This window comes from Bradyrhizobium sp. B097 (genome assembly GCF_038957035.1).
GTDB lineage: Bacteria > Pseudomonadota > Alphaproteobacteria > Rhizobiales > Xanthobacteraceae > Bradyrhizobium.
In genome coordinates, this window is record NZ_CP152412.1 from 8,988,713 (window position 1) to 9,004,510 (window position 15,798).

16 protein-coding genes are annotated in these 15,798 nt (G+C 65.1%); 5 read left to right on the forward strand and 11 right to left on the reverse strand.

What is annotated here, in order from left to right; genetic code table 11:
* Window positions 1-71 precede the first annotated feature (71 nt).
* The gene (locus AAFG07_RS41360) at window positions 72-710 is read left to right on the forward strand and encodes a GntR family transcriptional regulator (RefSeq protein ID WP_342725279.1); all 639 of its coding nucleotides are present in this window, start codon (window positions 72-74) and stop codon (window positions 708-710) included.
* Window positions 711-898: 188 nt separating this feature from the next.
* On the opposite strand, the gene greA is transcribed toward AAFG07_RS41360, so the two are convergent.
* The 5 genes from greA to AAFG07_RS41385 form a co-directional block, all read right to left on the reverse strand.
* A complete protein-coding gene (gene greA / locus AAFG07_RS41365; RefSeq protein ID WP_342729396.1) occupies window positions 899-1,381 on the reverse strand; it encodes a transcription elongation factor GreA in 483 nt (160 codons plus the stop codon).
* 116 nt (window positions 1,382-1,497) lie between these two features.
* A complete protein-coding gene (locus AAFG07_RS41370) occupies window positions 1,498-4,644 on the reverse strand; it encodes a multidrug efflux RND transporter permease subunit (RefSeq protein ID WP_342725280.1) in 3,147 nt (1,048 codons plus the stop codon).
* Window positions 4,641-5,858, reverse strand: coding sequence for an efflux RND transporter periplasmic adaptor subunit (locus AAFG07_RS41375; protein ID WP_342729397.1), 1,218 nt, complete (start codon window positions 5,856-5,858; stop codon window positions 4,641-4,643). Before AAFG07_RS41375 ends, AAFG07_RS41370 begins: the two co-directional genes overlap by 4 nt.
* 380 nt (window positions 5,859-6,238) lie before the next feature.
* Window positions 6,239-7,372, reverse strand: coding sequence for a hypothetical protein (locus tag AAFG07_RS41380; protein WP_342725281.1), 1,134 nt, complete (start codon window positions 7,370-7,372; stop codon window positions 6,239-6,241).
* Between the two features lie 269 nt (window positions 7,373-7,641).
* On the reverse strand, window positions 7,642-7,803 hold the full coding sequence (locus tag AAFG07_RS41385; protein ID WP_342725282.1) for a hypothetical protein: 162 nt from the start codon (window positions 7,801-7,803) through the stop codon (window positions 7,642-7,644).
* Window positions 7,804-8,116: 313 nt separating this feature from the next.
* On the opposite strand from AAFG07_RS41385, the gene AAFG07_RS41390 reads away from it, so the two are divergent.
* The 4 genes from AAFG07_RS41390 to AAFG07_RS41405 all read left to right on the forward strand — a co-directional run bounded on the left by AAFG07_RS41390 (window position 8,117) and on the right by AAFG07_RS41405 (window position 10,970).
* The gene (locus tag AAFG07_RS41390) at window positions 8,117-9,229 is read left to right on the forward strand and encodes a helix-turn-helix transcriptional regulator (RefSeq protein ID WP_342725283.1); all 1,113 of its coding nucleotides are present in this window, start codon (window positions 8,117-8,119) and stop codon (window positions 9,227-9,229) included.
* Between the two features lie 257 nt (window positions 9,230-9,486).
* Window positions 9,487-9,792 carry a hypothetical protein gene (locus AAFG07_RS41395; RefSeq protein ID WP_223971777.1) on the forward strand — a complete coding sequence of 102 codons (306 nt, stop codon included), beginning with the start codon at window positions 9,487-9,489 and terminating at the stop codon, window positions 9,790-9,792.
* A gap of 13 nt (window positions 9,793-9,805) precedes the next feature.
* The gene (locus AAFG07_RS41400) at window positions 9,806-10,447 is read left to right on the forward strand and encodes a glutathione S-transferase (RefSeq protein WP_342725284.1); all 642 of its coding nucleotides are present in this window, start codon (window positions 9,806-9,808) and stop codon (window positions 10,445-10,447) included.
* A 7-nt stretch (window positions 10,448-10,454) separates the two neighbouring features.
* Window positions 10,455-10,970, forward strand: coding sequence for a DUF1697 domain-containing protein (locus AAFG07_RS41405; protein WP_342725285.1), 516 nt, complete (start codon window positions 10,455-10,457; stop codon window positions 10,968-10,970).
* Window positions 10,971-11,129: 159 nt separating this feature from the next.
* Here AAFG07_RS41405 and AAFG07_RS41410 read toward each other — a convergent pair whose 3' ends face one another.
* From AAFG07_RS41410 to AAFG07_RS41435, 6 genes are all read right to left on the reverse strand, one after another.
* Window positions 11,130-12,368: a threonine ammonia-lyase gene (locus AAFG07_RS41410; protein WP_342725286.1), complete on the reverse strand. Its 1,239-nt coding sequence runs from the start codon at window positions 12,366-12,368 to the stop codon at window positions 11,130-11,132.
* 66 nt (window positions 12,369-12,434) lie between these two features.
* A complete protein-coding gene (locus tag AAFG07_RS41415; protein ID WP_176534740.1) occupies window positions 12,435-12,584 on the reverse strand; it encodes a hypothetical protein in 150 nt (49 codons plus the stop codon).
* 89 nt (window positions 12,585-12,673) lie between these two features.
* Complete coding sequence (locus AAFG07_RS41420; protein WP_224943765.1) at window positions 12,674-12,829, reverse strand: response regulator; 156 nt, start codon at window positions 12,827-12,829, stop codon at window positions 12,674-12,676.
* 54 nt (window positions 12,830-12,883) lie between these two features.
* The gene (locus AAFG07_RS41425) at window positions 12,884-13,294 is read right to left on the reverse strand and encodes an aminoacyl-tRNA deacylase (protein WP_342725287.1); all 411 of its coding nucleotides are present in this window, start codon (window positions 13,292-13,294) and stop codon (window positions 12,884-12,886) included.
* A gap of 123 nt (window positions 13,295-13,417) precedes the next feature.
* A complete protein-coding gene (bchE, locus tag AAFG07_RS41430; protein WP_342725288.1) occupies window positions 13,418-14,944 on the reverse strand; it encodes a magnesium-protoporphyrin IX monomethyl ester anaerobic oxidative cyclase in 1,527 nt (508 codons plus the stop codon).
* 112 nt (window positions 14,945-15,056) lie between these two features.
* Entirely contained in the window at window positions 15,057-15,797 is a 741-nt protein-coding gene (locus AAFG07_RS41435) for a di-trans,poly-cis-decaprenylcistransferase (RefSeq protein WP_342725289.1), read from the reverse strand.
* Window position 15,798 lies beyond the last annotated feature (1 nt).

Below are 15,798 nucleotides of genomic sequence, written 5' to 3' on the forward strand. Positions count from 1 at the left end.
ATGATATTGGACTTAAAATGATGCTAGCTGAGCTCGATCATGAGCGCACCCGTTTTTGTGATAGATAATCTATGACCAGCGAGGGCGAGAACACGACGACTGCCGGGCGCATCGCCGAGGCGATCGGCGAGCGCATTATCAGCGGCGCCTTGCCGCCGGATGCCCCGCTCAGGCAGGACCATGTCGCGCGGGAATTCCATTCCAGTCACGTCCCGGTGCGCGAGGCTTTCAGGCAATTGGAGGCGCAGCATCTCGTCGTTGCCGTGCCGCGTCGCGGGGTGCGGGTTGCTCCGCTCGACACCAAGTCGGTGAAGGAGATCGCCGAGATGCGCGCCGCGCTCGAGGTGGTCGCGCTGCGTAATGCCGCCGCCAAATTCACATCCGCCCATCTGGCACGCATCGAGGTCGCGCTGATCGAAGGCGACAATGCCGAGACGGTTCAGGAATTCGAACTGGCCAATCGCGCCTTTCATCACGCGCTGGTGGCGCCTTGCGCGATGCCGCGTCTGCTCGCCAGCCTCGACGGCCTGCAACTTGCCAACTCACGACTGGTGTTCGCGATGGCGCGCAACGCCGGCTGGCGGCCGCGGCCGAGCCAGGATCATCGCGTGATCCTGCAGGCCCTGCGCGCCCGCAACATCGAGCAAGCCTGCAGCCTGCTCGCGCGGCATATTCAGACGATCGAGCGGCTTGCCCTGCCGGCGGCGTGATCGAGATCTGGTTAAGCTGGCGACCGCGAAGCTGGTCTGCTCCCTCTCCCGCTTGCGGGGGAGGGCTGGGGTGGGGGTCTCGCCACGAATCCCATTGTGGAGAGACCCCCACCCGCCGCGCTACGCGCGTCGGCCTCCCCCGCGTGCGGGAGAGGCGAACCGAATATGCGGACGCGCTGATTTCGCACTTAAGCGATCGCGACGATCTCCAGCTCCTGAGCGCCCGTCCCGACGACGTCGCCCACGGCCTTGCCCATCAGCTGCCTTGCCACCGGCGAGACGAAGGAGATCGAACCGGCCTTCGGATCGGCTTCGTCCTCGCCGACAATGCGATAGGTCTGCACCCGCCCATCGGCGCGGCTGAAGGTCACGGTGCTGCCGAAGGCAACGGTTTCGGCCGAGGCAGGGTCGGGCACGACCTGCGCGGTGCGGAGCCTTTCCGTCAGATAGCGTGTGTCGCGCAACGGTACTGCCGACTGCCGCCGCCGTTCATTGACGTCGTCCAGCTGCTGCGCGGTCTCGTAGGCCTCGCGTGCCTCCAGCAGCTGGCGCTCCAGCGCCTTGCGTCCTGCTTCGGTCACCAGATTGGGATGCGGCGATATTGGGCGGTCCGGCAACAGCGTTTCGGACGCGGTCTCGGCACTTTCTTCCTTGGTGAAGGCAACGCTCAATCCAGAACTCCATCGATGGAGCGGGCAGTATAGCCCCGCCTCACCCGCGCCGCCAATGCGCGATGGGGTTAGGCTGATCGTCATCGCAAATTGGCTCGTTGTTCACGCTTGAGGCGCTAATGCGATGCCGGCTGCTCCGTCTTGCCCCGACGACCGAAGCGGTTCTTTACACCCTCGCGCCAGCCCTGGAAGGTGACAAACAGCATCGGCACCAGGAAAATGCCGATCGAGCTCGCGGCAAGCATGCCGCCGAACACCGCGGTGCCGACCGCACGGCGGCTGATTTCCGCGGCGCCGGTCGCGACCACCAGCGGCACCAGGCCGAGGATGAAGGCGATCGAGGTCATCATGACCGCGCGGAAGCGCATCTGCGCGCCCATCGTCGCGGCCTCCGCAATCGGCCTGCCGGCCTCGCGCTGCTCCTTGGCGAATTCGACGATCAGAATGCCGTTCTTGGCGGCGAGCGCGATCAGCACCACGAGGCCGATCTGGCCGTAGAGGTCGAGGTTGAGGCCCGCGAGCTTGATGCCGAGATAGGAGCCCAGCACGCCGACCGTGACTGATAGCAGCACCGGAATCGGGATCGTCCAGCTCTCATACAGCGCCACCAGGAACAGATAGGCAAACAGCACCGCGAGCGCGAGGATGATGCCGGTCTGGCCGGAAGCCGCCTGCTCCTGATAGGCGGTGCCGGTCCATTCATAGGAGTAGCCAGAAGGCAGCGTCGTCTTGGACAGGTCGGCCATCGTCGCAATCGCGGTGCCCGAGGACACGCCAGCCGCCGGGCTGCCGTTCACCGTGACCGAGCGATAATTGTTGTAGCGCGTGATCACCTGCGGGCCGGTCACGATCCGCAAGCTTGCGATCGAGCGGATCGGCACCATCTCGCCGCCGGTGTTGCGCACATAGATCTGCCAGATGTCGGGAATGTCGCCGCGGTCGGCCGCATCGCCCTGCACGTTGACCTGCCAGGTGCGGCCAAACAGGTTGAAATTGTTGACGTAGATACCGCCGAGCGTGGCCTGCAGCGCGGTGAAGACGTCGGCCATGTTGAGGCCGAGCGCCTGCGCCTTGGCGCGGTCGATGTCGAGATAGACCGATGGGTTGGTCGCGGTGAAGGTCGAGAACACGCGGGTCAGATTTGGATTGCGGTTCGCAGCGCCGATCAACCCGCCCATCACGCTGCTGAGGGCAGCCGGATCCTGCCCTTCCAGCGCCTCGAGCTGATATTCGAAGCCGCCGGAGGTCGAGAGCCCGATGATCGGTGGCAGGTTGAACGGCAGCACCGAGGCCGAACGGATCTGCGATCCCGCGATGAAGGTCTGCCGGATCGCGGCCTGCACCGAGTCGGTGACGGCCTTGCGGTCGGCGAACGCCTTCATGCGCGCCACCATGAATGTCGAATTGGGCTCGCTGGCGCCGTCAAGCAGCGAGAAGCCGATGATCGACAGCACATGGTCGACCGCCGGGTTCTTCTTCAGGATCGCTTCGACCTGCTTGGTCACCTCGCTGGTGCGCGCCACCGACGCGCCGTCAGGCAATTGCACCGCGATGAAGAAGGCGCCCTGGTCTTCCTCGGGCAGGAATCCGGTCGGCGTGATCTTCGACACGCCGAACACCGCACCGGCAAACACCAGCACCGCAACCAGCGACAGCACCGCCACGCGGACCAGTCGCTGCACCACGCCGGCATAGCGGTCGCGGACCCAATCGATGCCGCCGAGCACCCGTCCCATGATGCCGCGGCGCGGCCCGCCATGACGCAGGAATACGGCGCACAGCGCCGGCGACAGCGTCAGCGCATTCAGCGCCGAGATCACCATCGCGGCGCTGATCGTCACCGCGAACTGGCGGAACAGCGTACCCGAGATGCCCGGAATGAACGCAATCGGCACGAACACCGAGAGCAACACCAGCGAGATCGCGACGATCGGCGCCGTGATCTGGGCCATCGCCTTCTTGGTGGCGTCGGCCGGCGACAGCTCCGGCTCCTCCTCCATGACGCGTTCGACGTTCTCGACCACGACGATGGCGTCATCGACCACGATGCCGATCGCAAGCACCATCGCCAGCAGCGAGACGGTGTTGGCGGAATAGCCGAGCGCCAGCAGCACCGCGAAGGCGCCGATCAGGCTGACCGGAACCGCGACCGCAGGGATCACGGTGGCGCGCAGATTGCCGAGGAACAGGAACACCACGATCACGACGAGTACGAAGGCCTCGCCGAGCGTCTTCATCACTTCCTTGATCGTATCGGAGACGAAGGTCGTGGAGTCGTACTGCACGAGGTAGGTCAGCCCCGACGGGAACCGCTCCGACAACTTCGCAAGCGTGGCCTGCACGGCCTTGGCCGTGGTCACGGCGTTGGCGCCGGGTGCAAGGTAGATGCCCATCGGCACACCGGGATTGCCATCGATCCGCGATTCCGAATCCATGTTCTGCGCGCCGATTTCGACGCGGGCGACATCCCTGATCCGCAGCACCGATCCGTCCGGATTGGCCCGTAGCACGATGTCGCCGAACTGCTTGGATGTCGTCAGGCGGCCTTGGGTCTGCACGTTGAACTGGAATTGCTGGTCGTTGCTGATCGGACGCGCGCCGATGCGGCCGACCGGTGCCTGCACGCTCTGGGCGCGGATCGCGGCGATCACGTCCGACGGCGCCAAATTGAGGCTGGTCAGGCGCTGGGTGTCGAACCAGATCCGCATCGAATAGTTCAGCTTGGCGAACAGCGAGGCCTGCCCGACGCCGGGCGTGCGCGAGATTGCGTCCAGCACGTTGATGATGGCGTAATTGGTGATGAACAGCGGGTCCTGCTCGCCGCTCTTGCTGTAGAGCACGATGAACTGCAGCACCGCCGAGGATTTCTTCTGCACGGTCAGGCCCTGCGCCTGCACCTCGGTCGGCAATTGCGCGAGCGCGCTCTGCACCCGGTTGTTGACGTTGACGGTGTTGATATCCGGATCGGTGCCGAGCGCGAACGAGACCGTCAGCGTATAGCTGCCGTCATTGCCGCTGGTCGACTTCATGTAGAGCATCTTGTCGACGCCGACGACCTGCGCTTCCAGCGGCTGGGCGACGCTCGATTCGACGACTTCGGCCGACGCGCCGGGGAACACGGCCGAGACCGTGACCTGCGGCGGCACGATGTCCGGGAATTGGGCGACCGGGATTTGCATCAGCGCCAGCGCGCCCGCGATCGTGATCACGAACGCGATGACGATCGCAAGCCGCGGACGATCGACGAAGACAGCGGAAATCATGGGTTGTTGCCCGTCGCTTTCGGCGTGCTGCCGGCGCCGCCGTCCGCTGAAACCTTCATGCTCGACTGGATCAGCGCGCTGGCGGGCCCCGGCGCAACCACCTCGCCCGGCCTGACCTTCTGCAATCCCTCGACGATCACCTTATCGCCGAGCGCGATGCCGCTCGTCACCGCGGCAATCGTCGATGTCGATTGGCCAAGCTGGATCCGCTTTTGCTCGGCCTTGTTGTCCGCGCCGACGACATAGACATATTCGCCCTGCTGGTCCGACAGCACCGCCGAACGCGGGATCGCCAGCACCTCGACCGGCTGCACGCCTTCCAGCAGCACGGTCACGAATTCATTGTCGGTCAGTTCGCGGACCGAGCCGCCGGCTGCGACGGAGTTGTATGTCGACGGGTTGGGGATGGTGCCGCGCAAGGAGATGGTGTCGGTGTTCTGCGCGATCGTGTTGTTGACGAAATTCAGCTCGCCGGTCTTCTCGTACAGCCTGCCGTCCGGCAGGCGTACGCGGATGACGACGGCCTTGAAGCCGCCGCGCGTCGCATAGCGGTCGCGCAGATTGAGTGCCTCGCGCACCGGCACGGGGAAAGTGACATACATCGGGTCCTGGCTGACGATCGTCGTCAGGGTTCCCGAGCTCGGCGTCACGACGTTGCCTTCGGTGACCGCGGTGCGGCTGATCCTGCCGTCGATCGGGGAATGGATCAGGGTATAATCGAGATTGATCTGCGACAGGTCGACCTGTGCCTGCGCGGCCTGTATCTGCGCCTCGAGGCTCTGCTGGTTGGCGACTGCGGCGTCGACGCTCGATTGCTGGCCAGCCGGCCCGCCGAGCAGCGCCTTGGCGCGATCGGCCGTCAGCTTGGCGTTGACCAGGGTCGCCTGCAGCTGCGCGACCTGCGCCTTCTTCGATGCAAGGTCGGCCTCGAACGGGCCGCGCTCCAGTTGATAGAGCAGGTCACCGGACTTGACCTCGGCGCCCTCGACGAAGTTCCGCTTTTCCAGGAAGGCCGTGACACGCGCCACCACATTGACGCGGTTGGGGGCCTCGATGCGTCCCAGAAACTCACTGGTCTCGGTCACGGGCCGCTTCACCGCGTCGAACACGCCCACGGCAGGAGGCCCGGGCGGACCCGCCTGCGCATGAGCCGCCGAGATCCCGATGGCCGCCAATCCCGCCGATACGAATAGCCCTGCCAATCTACCGAGCATTCGTTCCGTACCACTCATGCTGTCCCACCCTTCGGCTACCAACAAGCTCTACGAGACGGATATGACGTCGAGTTCCCTCAGACCGAGAAGGTCAGGATAGGCAGATGCATCACAGGAGATCATAACGCGGCCAATCCGACAATCCTGTAACGCGCTCGCCCCGTTTCGTTGATCCCGGCAACGGGCCGCTTGGAGAAACGTCGCGACGCCGCGATGCCGTGGCGATCGCGACCAGGGCCTCCGCCCCGCGGCACGTCGCAGACGCCGAAGGCTCTCATGAATGGGATGCGCGAAAGGGTGACCTGATTGAAGTCAGGCGTGGACGCCTGCAAGACGGAGCAGGCCCGGCGGCGTATCGCAGCGAGGATGGCTGCCGCCTCTCACAACGCGATCGCGTTCTTCAAACGCGACGTCTCCTGATAGGCCGGCGACGCCAGATGGCCGTACAGCCATGGCCTTGCGTGCTTGCCGCTGGCCTCGTGCACGCCGTCGAACACGTCCATGTCGATCAGATGCGGATGGGCCGCTGATGTATAGACGGCCTGCATTTCCGCGAACTTCTCATCCCGGCCGAGCTCGATCGCGTTTGCAGCATCGTGGCTGCCAATCTCGACGAACAGCGGACACGGACAGAGCAGATACGCGAGCTCCGCGCCGGTGTATTTGGCGCGGCTGTTCGCGAAATGAATGTAGGCCGCAAGCTCGATGCCGAGGTTCTTGCTGATCGCGGACGACATCAGGAACTTCTTCTCGTCACGCATATATCCGGAGGCGACGGTCGGCCGCATCCGCCCAGTAGCGGCCTCCAGGTGCAGCGCGAGAAATGCGCCCGAGGACACCCCGTAGACGCCGACATTCAGACCGGACGCGCCGGTCAGCTTCCGGCAGACGGTTTCGCCGGCGTCGATCGATGCACACGACACGTTGTGCGCGGAGACGCCGTGGGATGCCAGCATCGCGGCGATGTTGTTCTGGCTTTCCTGATTTCCGATCTGGACGATGTAGGGACACCACACGACATAGCCGTCCTGGCAAAGCTGCTTGCCGAGTGCGTTCATGTAATCCTTGTCGGCATCATCGAAACATCGCTCCGGCGTGCTCGCCATGCCGTGGCCGAGCAGGATCAACCCCTTGAACAGGCTGTCCGGAATCCCGAGACATCCGCGCACCGGCACGCCGCATTCCAGATCGAACTCGACCTTCACGACCGAGAATCCATCCGCCGTGCCGCGCCAGAGAATCCGGATCTCGTCGCGCGATGGCCGATACAGCCGCCGCTCCCGAAACAGCGAGCGCATCTCCCTTCGAATGTCCGGGCCGGTGGCGACGGCGCGGAGCTTTCCTCGCGTCGCGATATCGAAGAATGACCGGCAGAACGTATCGTAGCCGAGCGCCGGCAGATCGACATTCGCGCACGATCCCTGACAATGAGTCAGCGTCAGCGTGTTGCCGGTGACCGATGAGGGCCCGACCAGCGTCATCAACAATCCGGAAAGCGCCCTGCGGCTGATCATCGGCCCCTCCGCGAGCCGGCGATGGCTCGACTGCATGTCACGGATCGCCGCCTAGCAGGCGCGATAAGTCGCGCGGATACAAATTAAAGGATGTTCATGGTCGAAGGATCACGCGCAGCGTTGTAAGTGTGTGACGCTTACAAGCCTCGCGCCACAGCGATTCATGCCGGATACGTTTCGAGACGCTTCGGAAATATGTCTAACTGTCACGCGGATTCAATTTTGCCACACGCGGCGATGATCGTCAGGTCTTGGTCAAATCTTGATCTTCAAGTCTTGGGCTTGACCTCGGTGAGCTTGGCAGCGGCGGCCTTCGGCGCGTCACCAAAATCGAGCTTCTTCTGGAAGCCGATCTGCACGTTCAGCGCCCAGGGCTGGACCTCGTCGGTCCGCCGGACCTGCCGGATGCTACGATTATCTGCGCGGCTCACGCCAAGCAGGGCGCGACCATCGATCTCGCATTCTGGCGGGTGCCGGAACGGCTGTTTGATGAGCCCGACGAACTCGTCGTCTGGGCGCAGGCCGCACAGGCCGCCGCCCGCCGGGTCGCAGCCAAACGAGCACGGCCCTCCCCGCCCGCGCGAAAATCCCGAACGAGCCCGGCGAAACGCCGCAATTCCTCTTGATGCGCGCTGACGCGCACCGGGAAAGCCCGGACTCGTGGCTTGGGTTGAATTGCTCTACGCAATACTTACGCGGTCGAGGGGTTAATCTGTTGGGCAGCAATATTTCCTGGAATGACCGATGGCGAACGACCTGCACGAGCATCTGATCGACCTGGCCTACGAGGCCGCGGTCATCCCCGAGTTGTGGCCGAACGTGCTGCATCAGGTCGGCGGGATCGCGCGGGCGCGCGGTATCGTGCTGCTGACGGCAGCCCCGCACGACGTCCGCTGGGTCGCGTCCCCCGACATGCACGACGACACGGTTGCCTATGTCGAAGGCGGCTGGCACGAGCGCAACGGACGGTTGCCACGCCTGCTCGCGGCCAACCATGCCGGCTTCCTGCGTGACATCGACCTGTTCGATACGCCCGAGGAGGTGCAGCAGGATTTCCAGATCCGCGAGTTCTTCCGTCCGCGCGGGCTCGGATGGGGTGCCGGCACCGCGATCCCGGTGCCGAGTGGCGACGTGCTGATCTACAGCGTCGAGCGCGAATACCAGCACGGACCGATCGAGCGGGAAGCGATCGAGCAGCTCGACGCGCTGCGCCCGCATCTGGCGCGGGCGGCGCTACTGTCGGCCCGGCTTGGGATGGAGCGCGCCAGGGCGGCAACCGAGTCGCTGGCGATGCTTGGACTACCCGCGGCGGTGCTGCGGCGCGGCGGCCGTCTGATGACGGCCAACACGCTGTTCGACCGCCTGGTGCCCGACGTGATGCAGGATCGCACCGATCGCCTGACGCTGGCGGCAGCTACCGCCGACGCGCTGTTCGCGCAGGCAGTGGCGGCGCTCGATCAGGGGCTCATCGGCGTCGAGGTCCGCTCGGTGCCGATCGCGGCACAAGACGATCGCCCGCCGCTGATCGTGCATCTGGTCCCGATCCAGGGCGCCGCGCGCGATCTGTTCGACCGTGCGCTGGCGATCGTGATCGTGACGCCGGTGGTGCCATCGGAGGTGCCGACCGCGGAGGTGCTGCAAGGCCTGTTCGACCTGACGCCGGCCGAGGCGCGGGTTGCGCGCGGCATCGGCGAAGGACGAACCGTCGAGGCCATCGCCGTCGCATTCGGCATCTCCCGCGAAACCGTGCGTAACCAGCTCAAGGCCGTGCTGGCGAAGACCGGGCTCGGCCGACAGGTGGAATTGGCCAGACTGCTCGCCGGCGCCAAGGTGCCGCCGGGTTCGTCTGTGGACTGAGACTCAAGCTGCGTTCAGACGAGCCTGGAAGAAACCGGCAACACGGTTAACCGCATCGGCAGTCATCGGATCATAGTCCGCGAAATCGAAACCGTGCGCCTTGCCTGGATAGAGAGCGCGCAACCATCCGCCGGGCCGCGCCCTCGGGGGCAACGCTAAGGATCGCATGTTCAAACGGCGCGGGTTGCGCTAGTGATAGCTCCCCTCCTCCCACCGTGCGCCCACCCGGCGTACGTCCAGTCAATGAGTGTATCTGAATGGCCGAAGCCGACCTCGACGCCGTCATCCGGCAAACCGCAAGAGCGCAGACCAAGGCCGTGATGGCGGCTGCCAAGAAGCGCCAGGCCGTCTGGGTCGCGCGCGCCGCCAAGGCCAAGGACAAGGAGACCAAGGCGCGCTTCCGCTTCCTGGCCAAGAGCACGATCCTGAACGCGACCGCGACCGCCAAGCGGTTGCAGAATTCCGCGGAGAACGCCGCCGACGCCTATGCCCGCGCCATGAAGAAGGCGATGGAAGAGCCGCCGCCAGCCAAGAAGCCTGCGAAGAAGAAAGAGGACGCTTAGCTAAGGAGCGCGCATGCTCACCGTTCACCATCTCGGCAAGTCGCAATCGGAGCGGATCGTCTGGCTCTGCGAGGAGCTGGAGATTCCGTACGAGCTTAAGTGCACCACGCGCGATCCGGTCACGATGCTGGCGCCGGCCGACTACAAGGCGCTGCATCCGATCGGCGCCGCGCCCGTCATCACCGACGGCGCCCTGGTGCTGGCCGAATCCGGCGCGGTCGTCGAGTATATCGTCGCCAGGTATGGCAATGGACGGCTGACGCTGACGGCCAATCATCCCGACTTCGCGCAATTCCTGTACTGGTTTCACTTCGCCAACGGCACGCTGCAGGCGCAGATGGGCCGCAGCATGATCCTGAACCGCCTCAACCTCGCGACTGACAATCCGATGCTGGTCGCGACAAGGGCGCGGGTCGACCGGTCGTTCGATCTGATCGAGGCACGGGTGCGCGACGCCACATATCTCGCGGGCGAGGCGTTCACGACGGCCGATATCATGATCGGCTTTTCGCTGACGACGATGCGCTATTTCCTGCCCTACGACCTCGGCCGCTGCCCCAACATCAGGAATTATCTCGGCCGCATCGCCGCGCGCCCGGCCTATCAGCGCGCGATGCAGAAGGGCGATCCGGGCATGGCGCTGCTGCTGACGTGAGATCGTGATGCCGCGTTATGTCGCTCCGCTGCGCGCGGTCAATGTCGGCGGTACCGGCAAGCTGCCGATGACCGAGTTGATGGCGATGTGCCTCGACGCGGGATTTGCCGACGTGCAGACCTATATCGCCAGCGGCAATGTCGTGTTCTCCTCGAAGCTCGGCGCGCCCAAGGTCAAGGCCGCGCTGGAGAAGCGGCTGCACGCCTATGCCGGCAAGCCGGTCGGCGTCGCAGTGCGGAGCGCGGACGAGATCGCCGCGGTGCTGAAGGCCAATCCGTTTCCGAAAGCGCCGCCGAACACGACCGTCGCGATCTTCCTCGACGAGCCGCCGCCCAAGGACGCCCTGAAGGACGTCAAGGGCCAGCAGGACGAGCAGATGCGGCTCGGCAAGCGCGAGATCTATGTTGCCTATGGCAGCGGCATGGGCCGCTCGAAGCTGAAGATCCCCGCCGCCGCCAACGGCACCGCGCGCAACATCAACACGATCGCGAAGCTCGCCGAGCTGGCGGCGGGTGGCGACTGAGCCCAGTCCGAGAACCCAACCCCGTCATCCTGAGGTGCGAGCTCTTGCGAGCCTCGAAGGATGCACGGCCCGGCTGGTGGCCGATTCATCCTTCGAGGCTCGCTCCGCTCGCGCCTCAGGATGACGGCTCAGGCACTCGGTGCGCGAGCGATCTGTCGATTAGCTCTCCCGCACCGCAAATCCTTCGGCACCGAGCCTCGCCAACACCTCTTCCAGATGCGCGCGGTCGCGGGTTTCGATTACGAGCTCGAGCAGCGTCGCCTTGGCCGGCAGGTCGGAGAAGGTGCGCTGATGCGAGACCTCGATGATGTTGGCGCCGGCATCCGCAAGCAGGATCGACACTGCGGCGAGCTGGCCGGGCCGGTCGACGATGTCGAGCGCCAGCTGCGTCAGGCGTCCCTCGCGCGCCAGCTCGCGGGTCAAGACCGAAGCGATCAGCCTGGTGTCGATATTGCCGCCGGTGAGCACGAGGCCGACATTGCGGCCGGCAAAGCGGCCGGGTGCCGCAAGCACCGCCGCGAGGCCGGCGGCGCCGGCACCCTCGACCACCGTCTTCTCGATCGAGATCAGGGTCGCGACCGCGCGCTCGATCTGGTCCTCGCTGACCAGCACGATATCGTCGACGAGGTCGCGGACGATTCTGGTGGTGATCTGCCCGGGCGCCTTGACGGCGATGCCCTCGGCAAGCGTGTCGCCGCGCATCGGCAGCTGCGCGCCTTTGACGGCATTGTACATCGACGGATAGAGCTGGGCCTGCACGCCGACGATCTGCACCGACGGCTTGATCGCCTTCGCGGCGGTGGCGATGCCTGAGATCAGCCCGCCGCCGCCGATCGGCACCACCAGGGTATCGAGCTCCGGCACCGCCGCGAGCATTTCGAGTCCGATCGTGCCCTGTCCGGCAATGATCAGCGGATCGTCATAGGGATGGATCAGGATCAGGCCGCGCTCGGCGGCATGCGCGCTGACGAATGCGAAGCATTCTTCCAGCGTCTGCCCGGTGATGATGACCTCGGCGCCGTGCCGCCTGGTGTTCTCGATCTTCACCATCGGCGTGCCTATCGGCATCACGATGGTGGCGGGAATGCCGAGCCGCTTGGCGTGATAGGCCACGCCCTGGGCGTGATTGCCGGCCGACATCGCGATCACCCCGCGCTTGCGCTCTTCAGGGGACAGCGCCTGCAACCGGTTCAGCGCACCGCGCTCCTTGAAGGTCGAGGTGAACTGCAGGTTCTCGAATTTGAGGAACAGGCGGCAGCCGCAGATCTCGCCCAGCGTGCGGCTCTCGTTGCACGCCGTGACCATGACCGAATCCCGGATCACGTCGGCGGCACGGCGCACGTCGGCAAGCGTGACGTCAGCAGGAGTTACGGCGGTAGTATCGGAAGGATGCGGCATCGGGTTTCGCTTTGGACCGTTTCGTCAGACGGAACCTAGCGTGTTTCGGCGCCGAAAACGACCGCGCTATCGCTCGGTCAATGCCTCTTCCTCCGGCTTGGCCGGCCCGGCCAGCTCGATCTCATCGCATTTGGGGCAAACTAGCGCGGTCCGGAAATGCTTGTCGAGCACAATGGTGCGCGTCCTGCCGCACCGGCAGCGCATCGGCTTGTCCATGGAAGATCGACCCGGGTTCGAGATGCAAGGAAAGCGTGCGCTTAGCTATCCCGGTCCGGTTAACCCAATATGACGTGCCGCCGGAAAAATCAGAAGAAGCCCGCACTGAGATCGAGGCCATAGCTCGCCCTGAGCACCGCGACGAACAGGACCGCGAAGCCGAACAGCAGGACATGCCGGGCGATGCTGCTCCGAAGCGAATTGGCCGGAAACACGCGTGCGATCGATTGAGCCAAAGCAGTCATTTGCGACCTCCAGAGCCACGTCCCGAAGTTAGGTCGCGCGCAGGGCTATGAGGTTCAACGCGGCTCGCGGAACGGCCGGCGGCGCACCGATGTGCTCGGCTCCAGGTTACGCTGTGGCCGCGCCCTGTTCCTGAAGCGGTGACCGACCACGATCAGCTTGCCTTCTTCGCGGATTGCGGCCTCGGCCAATGGCTCAGGCGGCAGATTGTCTTGGGTGACGGCCTCCAGCGCGCGCAGGAACTCACGACCGACCGCTGTGATCTCCCAGCCTTCGGCGTCACGCAGCACGTAGCCATTGCTAAAGATGTCGAGTTCGGGAACCCGCGACGCCAGGCGCTTGATCCGCGCATGCCAATCCTCGCCGCTCGACGAGAGGATAGCGAGGTCGTGCTTGAGTGAATCGAGCGTCGCTCTGCCGCTGACGTGACTGGCCAATTTTTTTAAGATCGCAACCTGTATGCTCAACTCGACGCCTCGACCGCCACGGTTCTTTTTGTTCTGCGCAGCCGATCTGGAAATTATCGCGCTGATGACTCAGGCGTCCAGTCATCAGCGCCAGTTATCCAGAGACGGCATGGCGGTATCGATTTACGCTGCGCGCGATGTGCCGACGCGGCGCTCGGGCCGCTGCGACGACATCGATTCCTCTTCCATATCCTGGGGCGCGCCCCAGAATTCCCGCACCGTCGGCCCGTGCTTCAACCTGCGGGCGCGCAGGAAGCCAAGAATCTCGTGCGGCCAGACCCGGCGTCCCATCTGCGTGTACCAGCGCATCGCATGACGAAGTCCGGCGTCGCGATGCAGCAGCACGCGGAGCAAGGCCTTCGGGCGGCACTGCAGCGCCATCTCGGTGAACTTGAACCAGAGCAGCACGCGCCACGGCGGCATGTGCCGTGTCGCCAGCACCTGATGCTTGTAGTCCCAGAGCCGGCGATCGGTCTGGATGACGCGCCGTTCTGCCGCGAGACGGAAATACGGCGTCCAGCGATGCGGCGTGACGTAGAGCATCTGGATCTGATCGGGATCGTAGGACAACAGCTGACGCAAACCGCGCCAGTGATCGCGATCGGTCTCCTCCTCGAAACCGACCACCCAGGTCGCCATCGACAGGATGCCGTTTTGGCGCATCAGGCGAATGGCCTCGCGATCGATCGTGGTGGTCGCGCCCTTGCGGATCAGCTCCAGCGTCTTCTCGTCGGTGTTCTCCATGCCGAGCAGGAAGCGCTGCCAGCCCGCCTTCTTGTAGAGATGCAGGATGTCGGCATCGCGGACGATGTCGTCGGCGCGGGTCGAGCCGACCAGGATCAAATCGACATTCTCCGCGATCAGGGCCTCGAGAAAAGCCCGCCAAACCTTCTTCGAGACGGTCGGATTCTCGTCGGCGAAATTGATCACCTTGACGTCGTGCTCGCGATGGAGTCGTGCCAGCTCCTGGGCGAAACGCACGGGATCGCGGTGCCGCCATCGCGTCCAGAAGCCGCGTTGGCCGCAATAGTTGCAGAGATGCGGACAGCCGCGCGAGAACTGCACCACGACGGCGCGCAGCCCTCCCCAGTAGCTGTAGCGCGCGTGATCGATCAACTCCCAGCCGACGCGATAGGCATCGAGATCGCGGATGACCGGCGCGGGCTGCGTGGCGCGCGGCCCATCATCGTCGCGGAATGCGATGCCGTCGATGCCGGCAAGATCGCCGCCATATTCCAGCGCCCGCATCAGGCGGCGCGCGGTCTCCTCGCCCTCGCCGCGCACGATCGCGGTGACGTAAGGCTCCTCGCGCAGAATCTCGCGCCAGTGGTAGGTCGGGAACACGCCGCCGTAGACGATCAGCGTCCCGGGCACAGCCCTGACGATCGCCTGCGCCACCTCGGCGATGACGGGATGGCCCGAGGTCGAGCCGGAGTGGCCGAAGAGCACCGCATCCGGCGAAAACCGCGATGCCTCCGCCAGGATGGCGGTCAACGGCATCGGCCCGAACTCGGCATCGAGCAGCCGGACTTCATGTCCGTCGTCGATCAGGGGACCGCCGATCGACAGCAGGCCGAGCGGCGGCAAATGGTCGTCTGGGATCCGGCTGCCGATCGCCGGATGCGGCACGTTGATGAGAAGAATGCGCATGGATGATCGCTCCCGCTTTGGTTGGCGTGATCGTTCGTCCCCGCATCTTGTGGAAGAGAGCCCAACCCCCGGCCGGGCTTTGAGAAGAGAGCAGTTGGCGCGGCTTGACGCGCTAGAGGTTCGGCACCTCCGCCGGTGCAATCGCGGTTAGCCCGCCGAAACGGCGTTCGCGGCCATGGAACGAAGCGAGCGCGTCGGCGAGATCGTCGGCATCGAATTCGGGCCACATCCGCTCGGTGAAATGCAGCTCGGCATAGGCGCCTTCCCAGAGCAGGAAGTCCGACAGCCGCTTCTCGCCCGAGGTGCGGATGATCAGGTCGACGTCGCGCAGGCCGGCCTCGCCGGTGATGAGATCGGCAAAGGCCTCGCGGCTCAGCGGGCCTGCACCGGCCACGCGCGCGGCGGCGTTCAGGATGGCGTCGCGCGCCGAATAGTCGATCGCGATGCGCAGATGCAGCGTGGTGCCGTCGGCGGTCTCGGCCTCGGCGCGCGTGATCGCGGCGGCGATGCCGTCGGGCAGCCGGTCGCGGCGGCCGATCACGGTGAGACGAACGCCGTTGCGCACCAGGGCTGCGATCTCGTTGGCGAGATAGAACCGCAGCAGCCCCATCAGCGCCGTGACTTCGGCCTTCGGGCGGCGCCAATTGTCGCTCGAGAACGCGTAGAGCGTCAGCGTGCCGACGCCCTGGTCCGGTGCGGCCTCGACGATGCGGCGGATCGCCTCGACGCCCGCCTCATGTCCGCGCAGGCGCGACAGGCCGCGCCGTGTCGCCCAGCGGCCGTTGCCGTCCATGATGATGCCGACGTGAAGCCGTCCGGCAACCTCCGGCTTGAGCGCGACGTTACTTTGCATC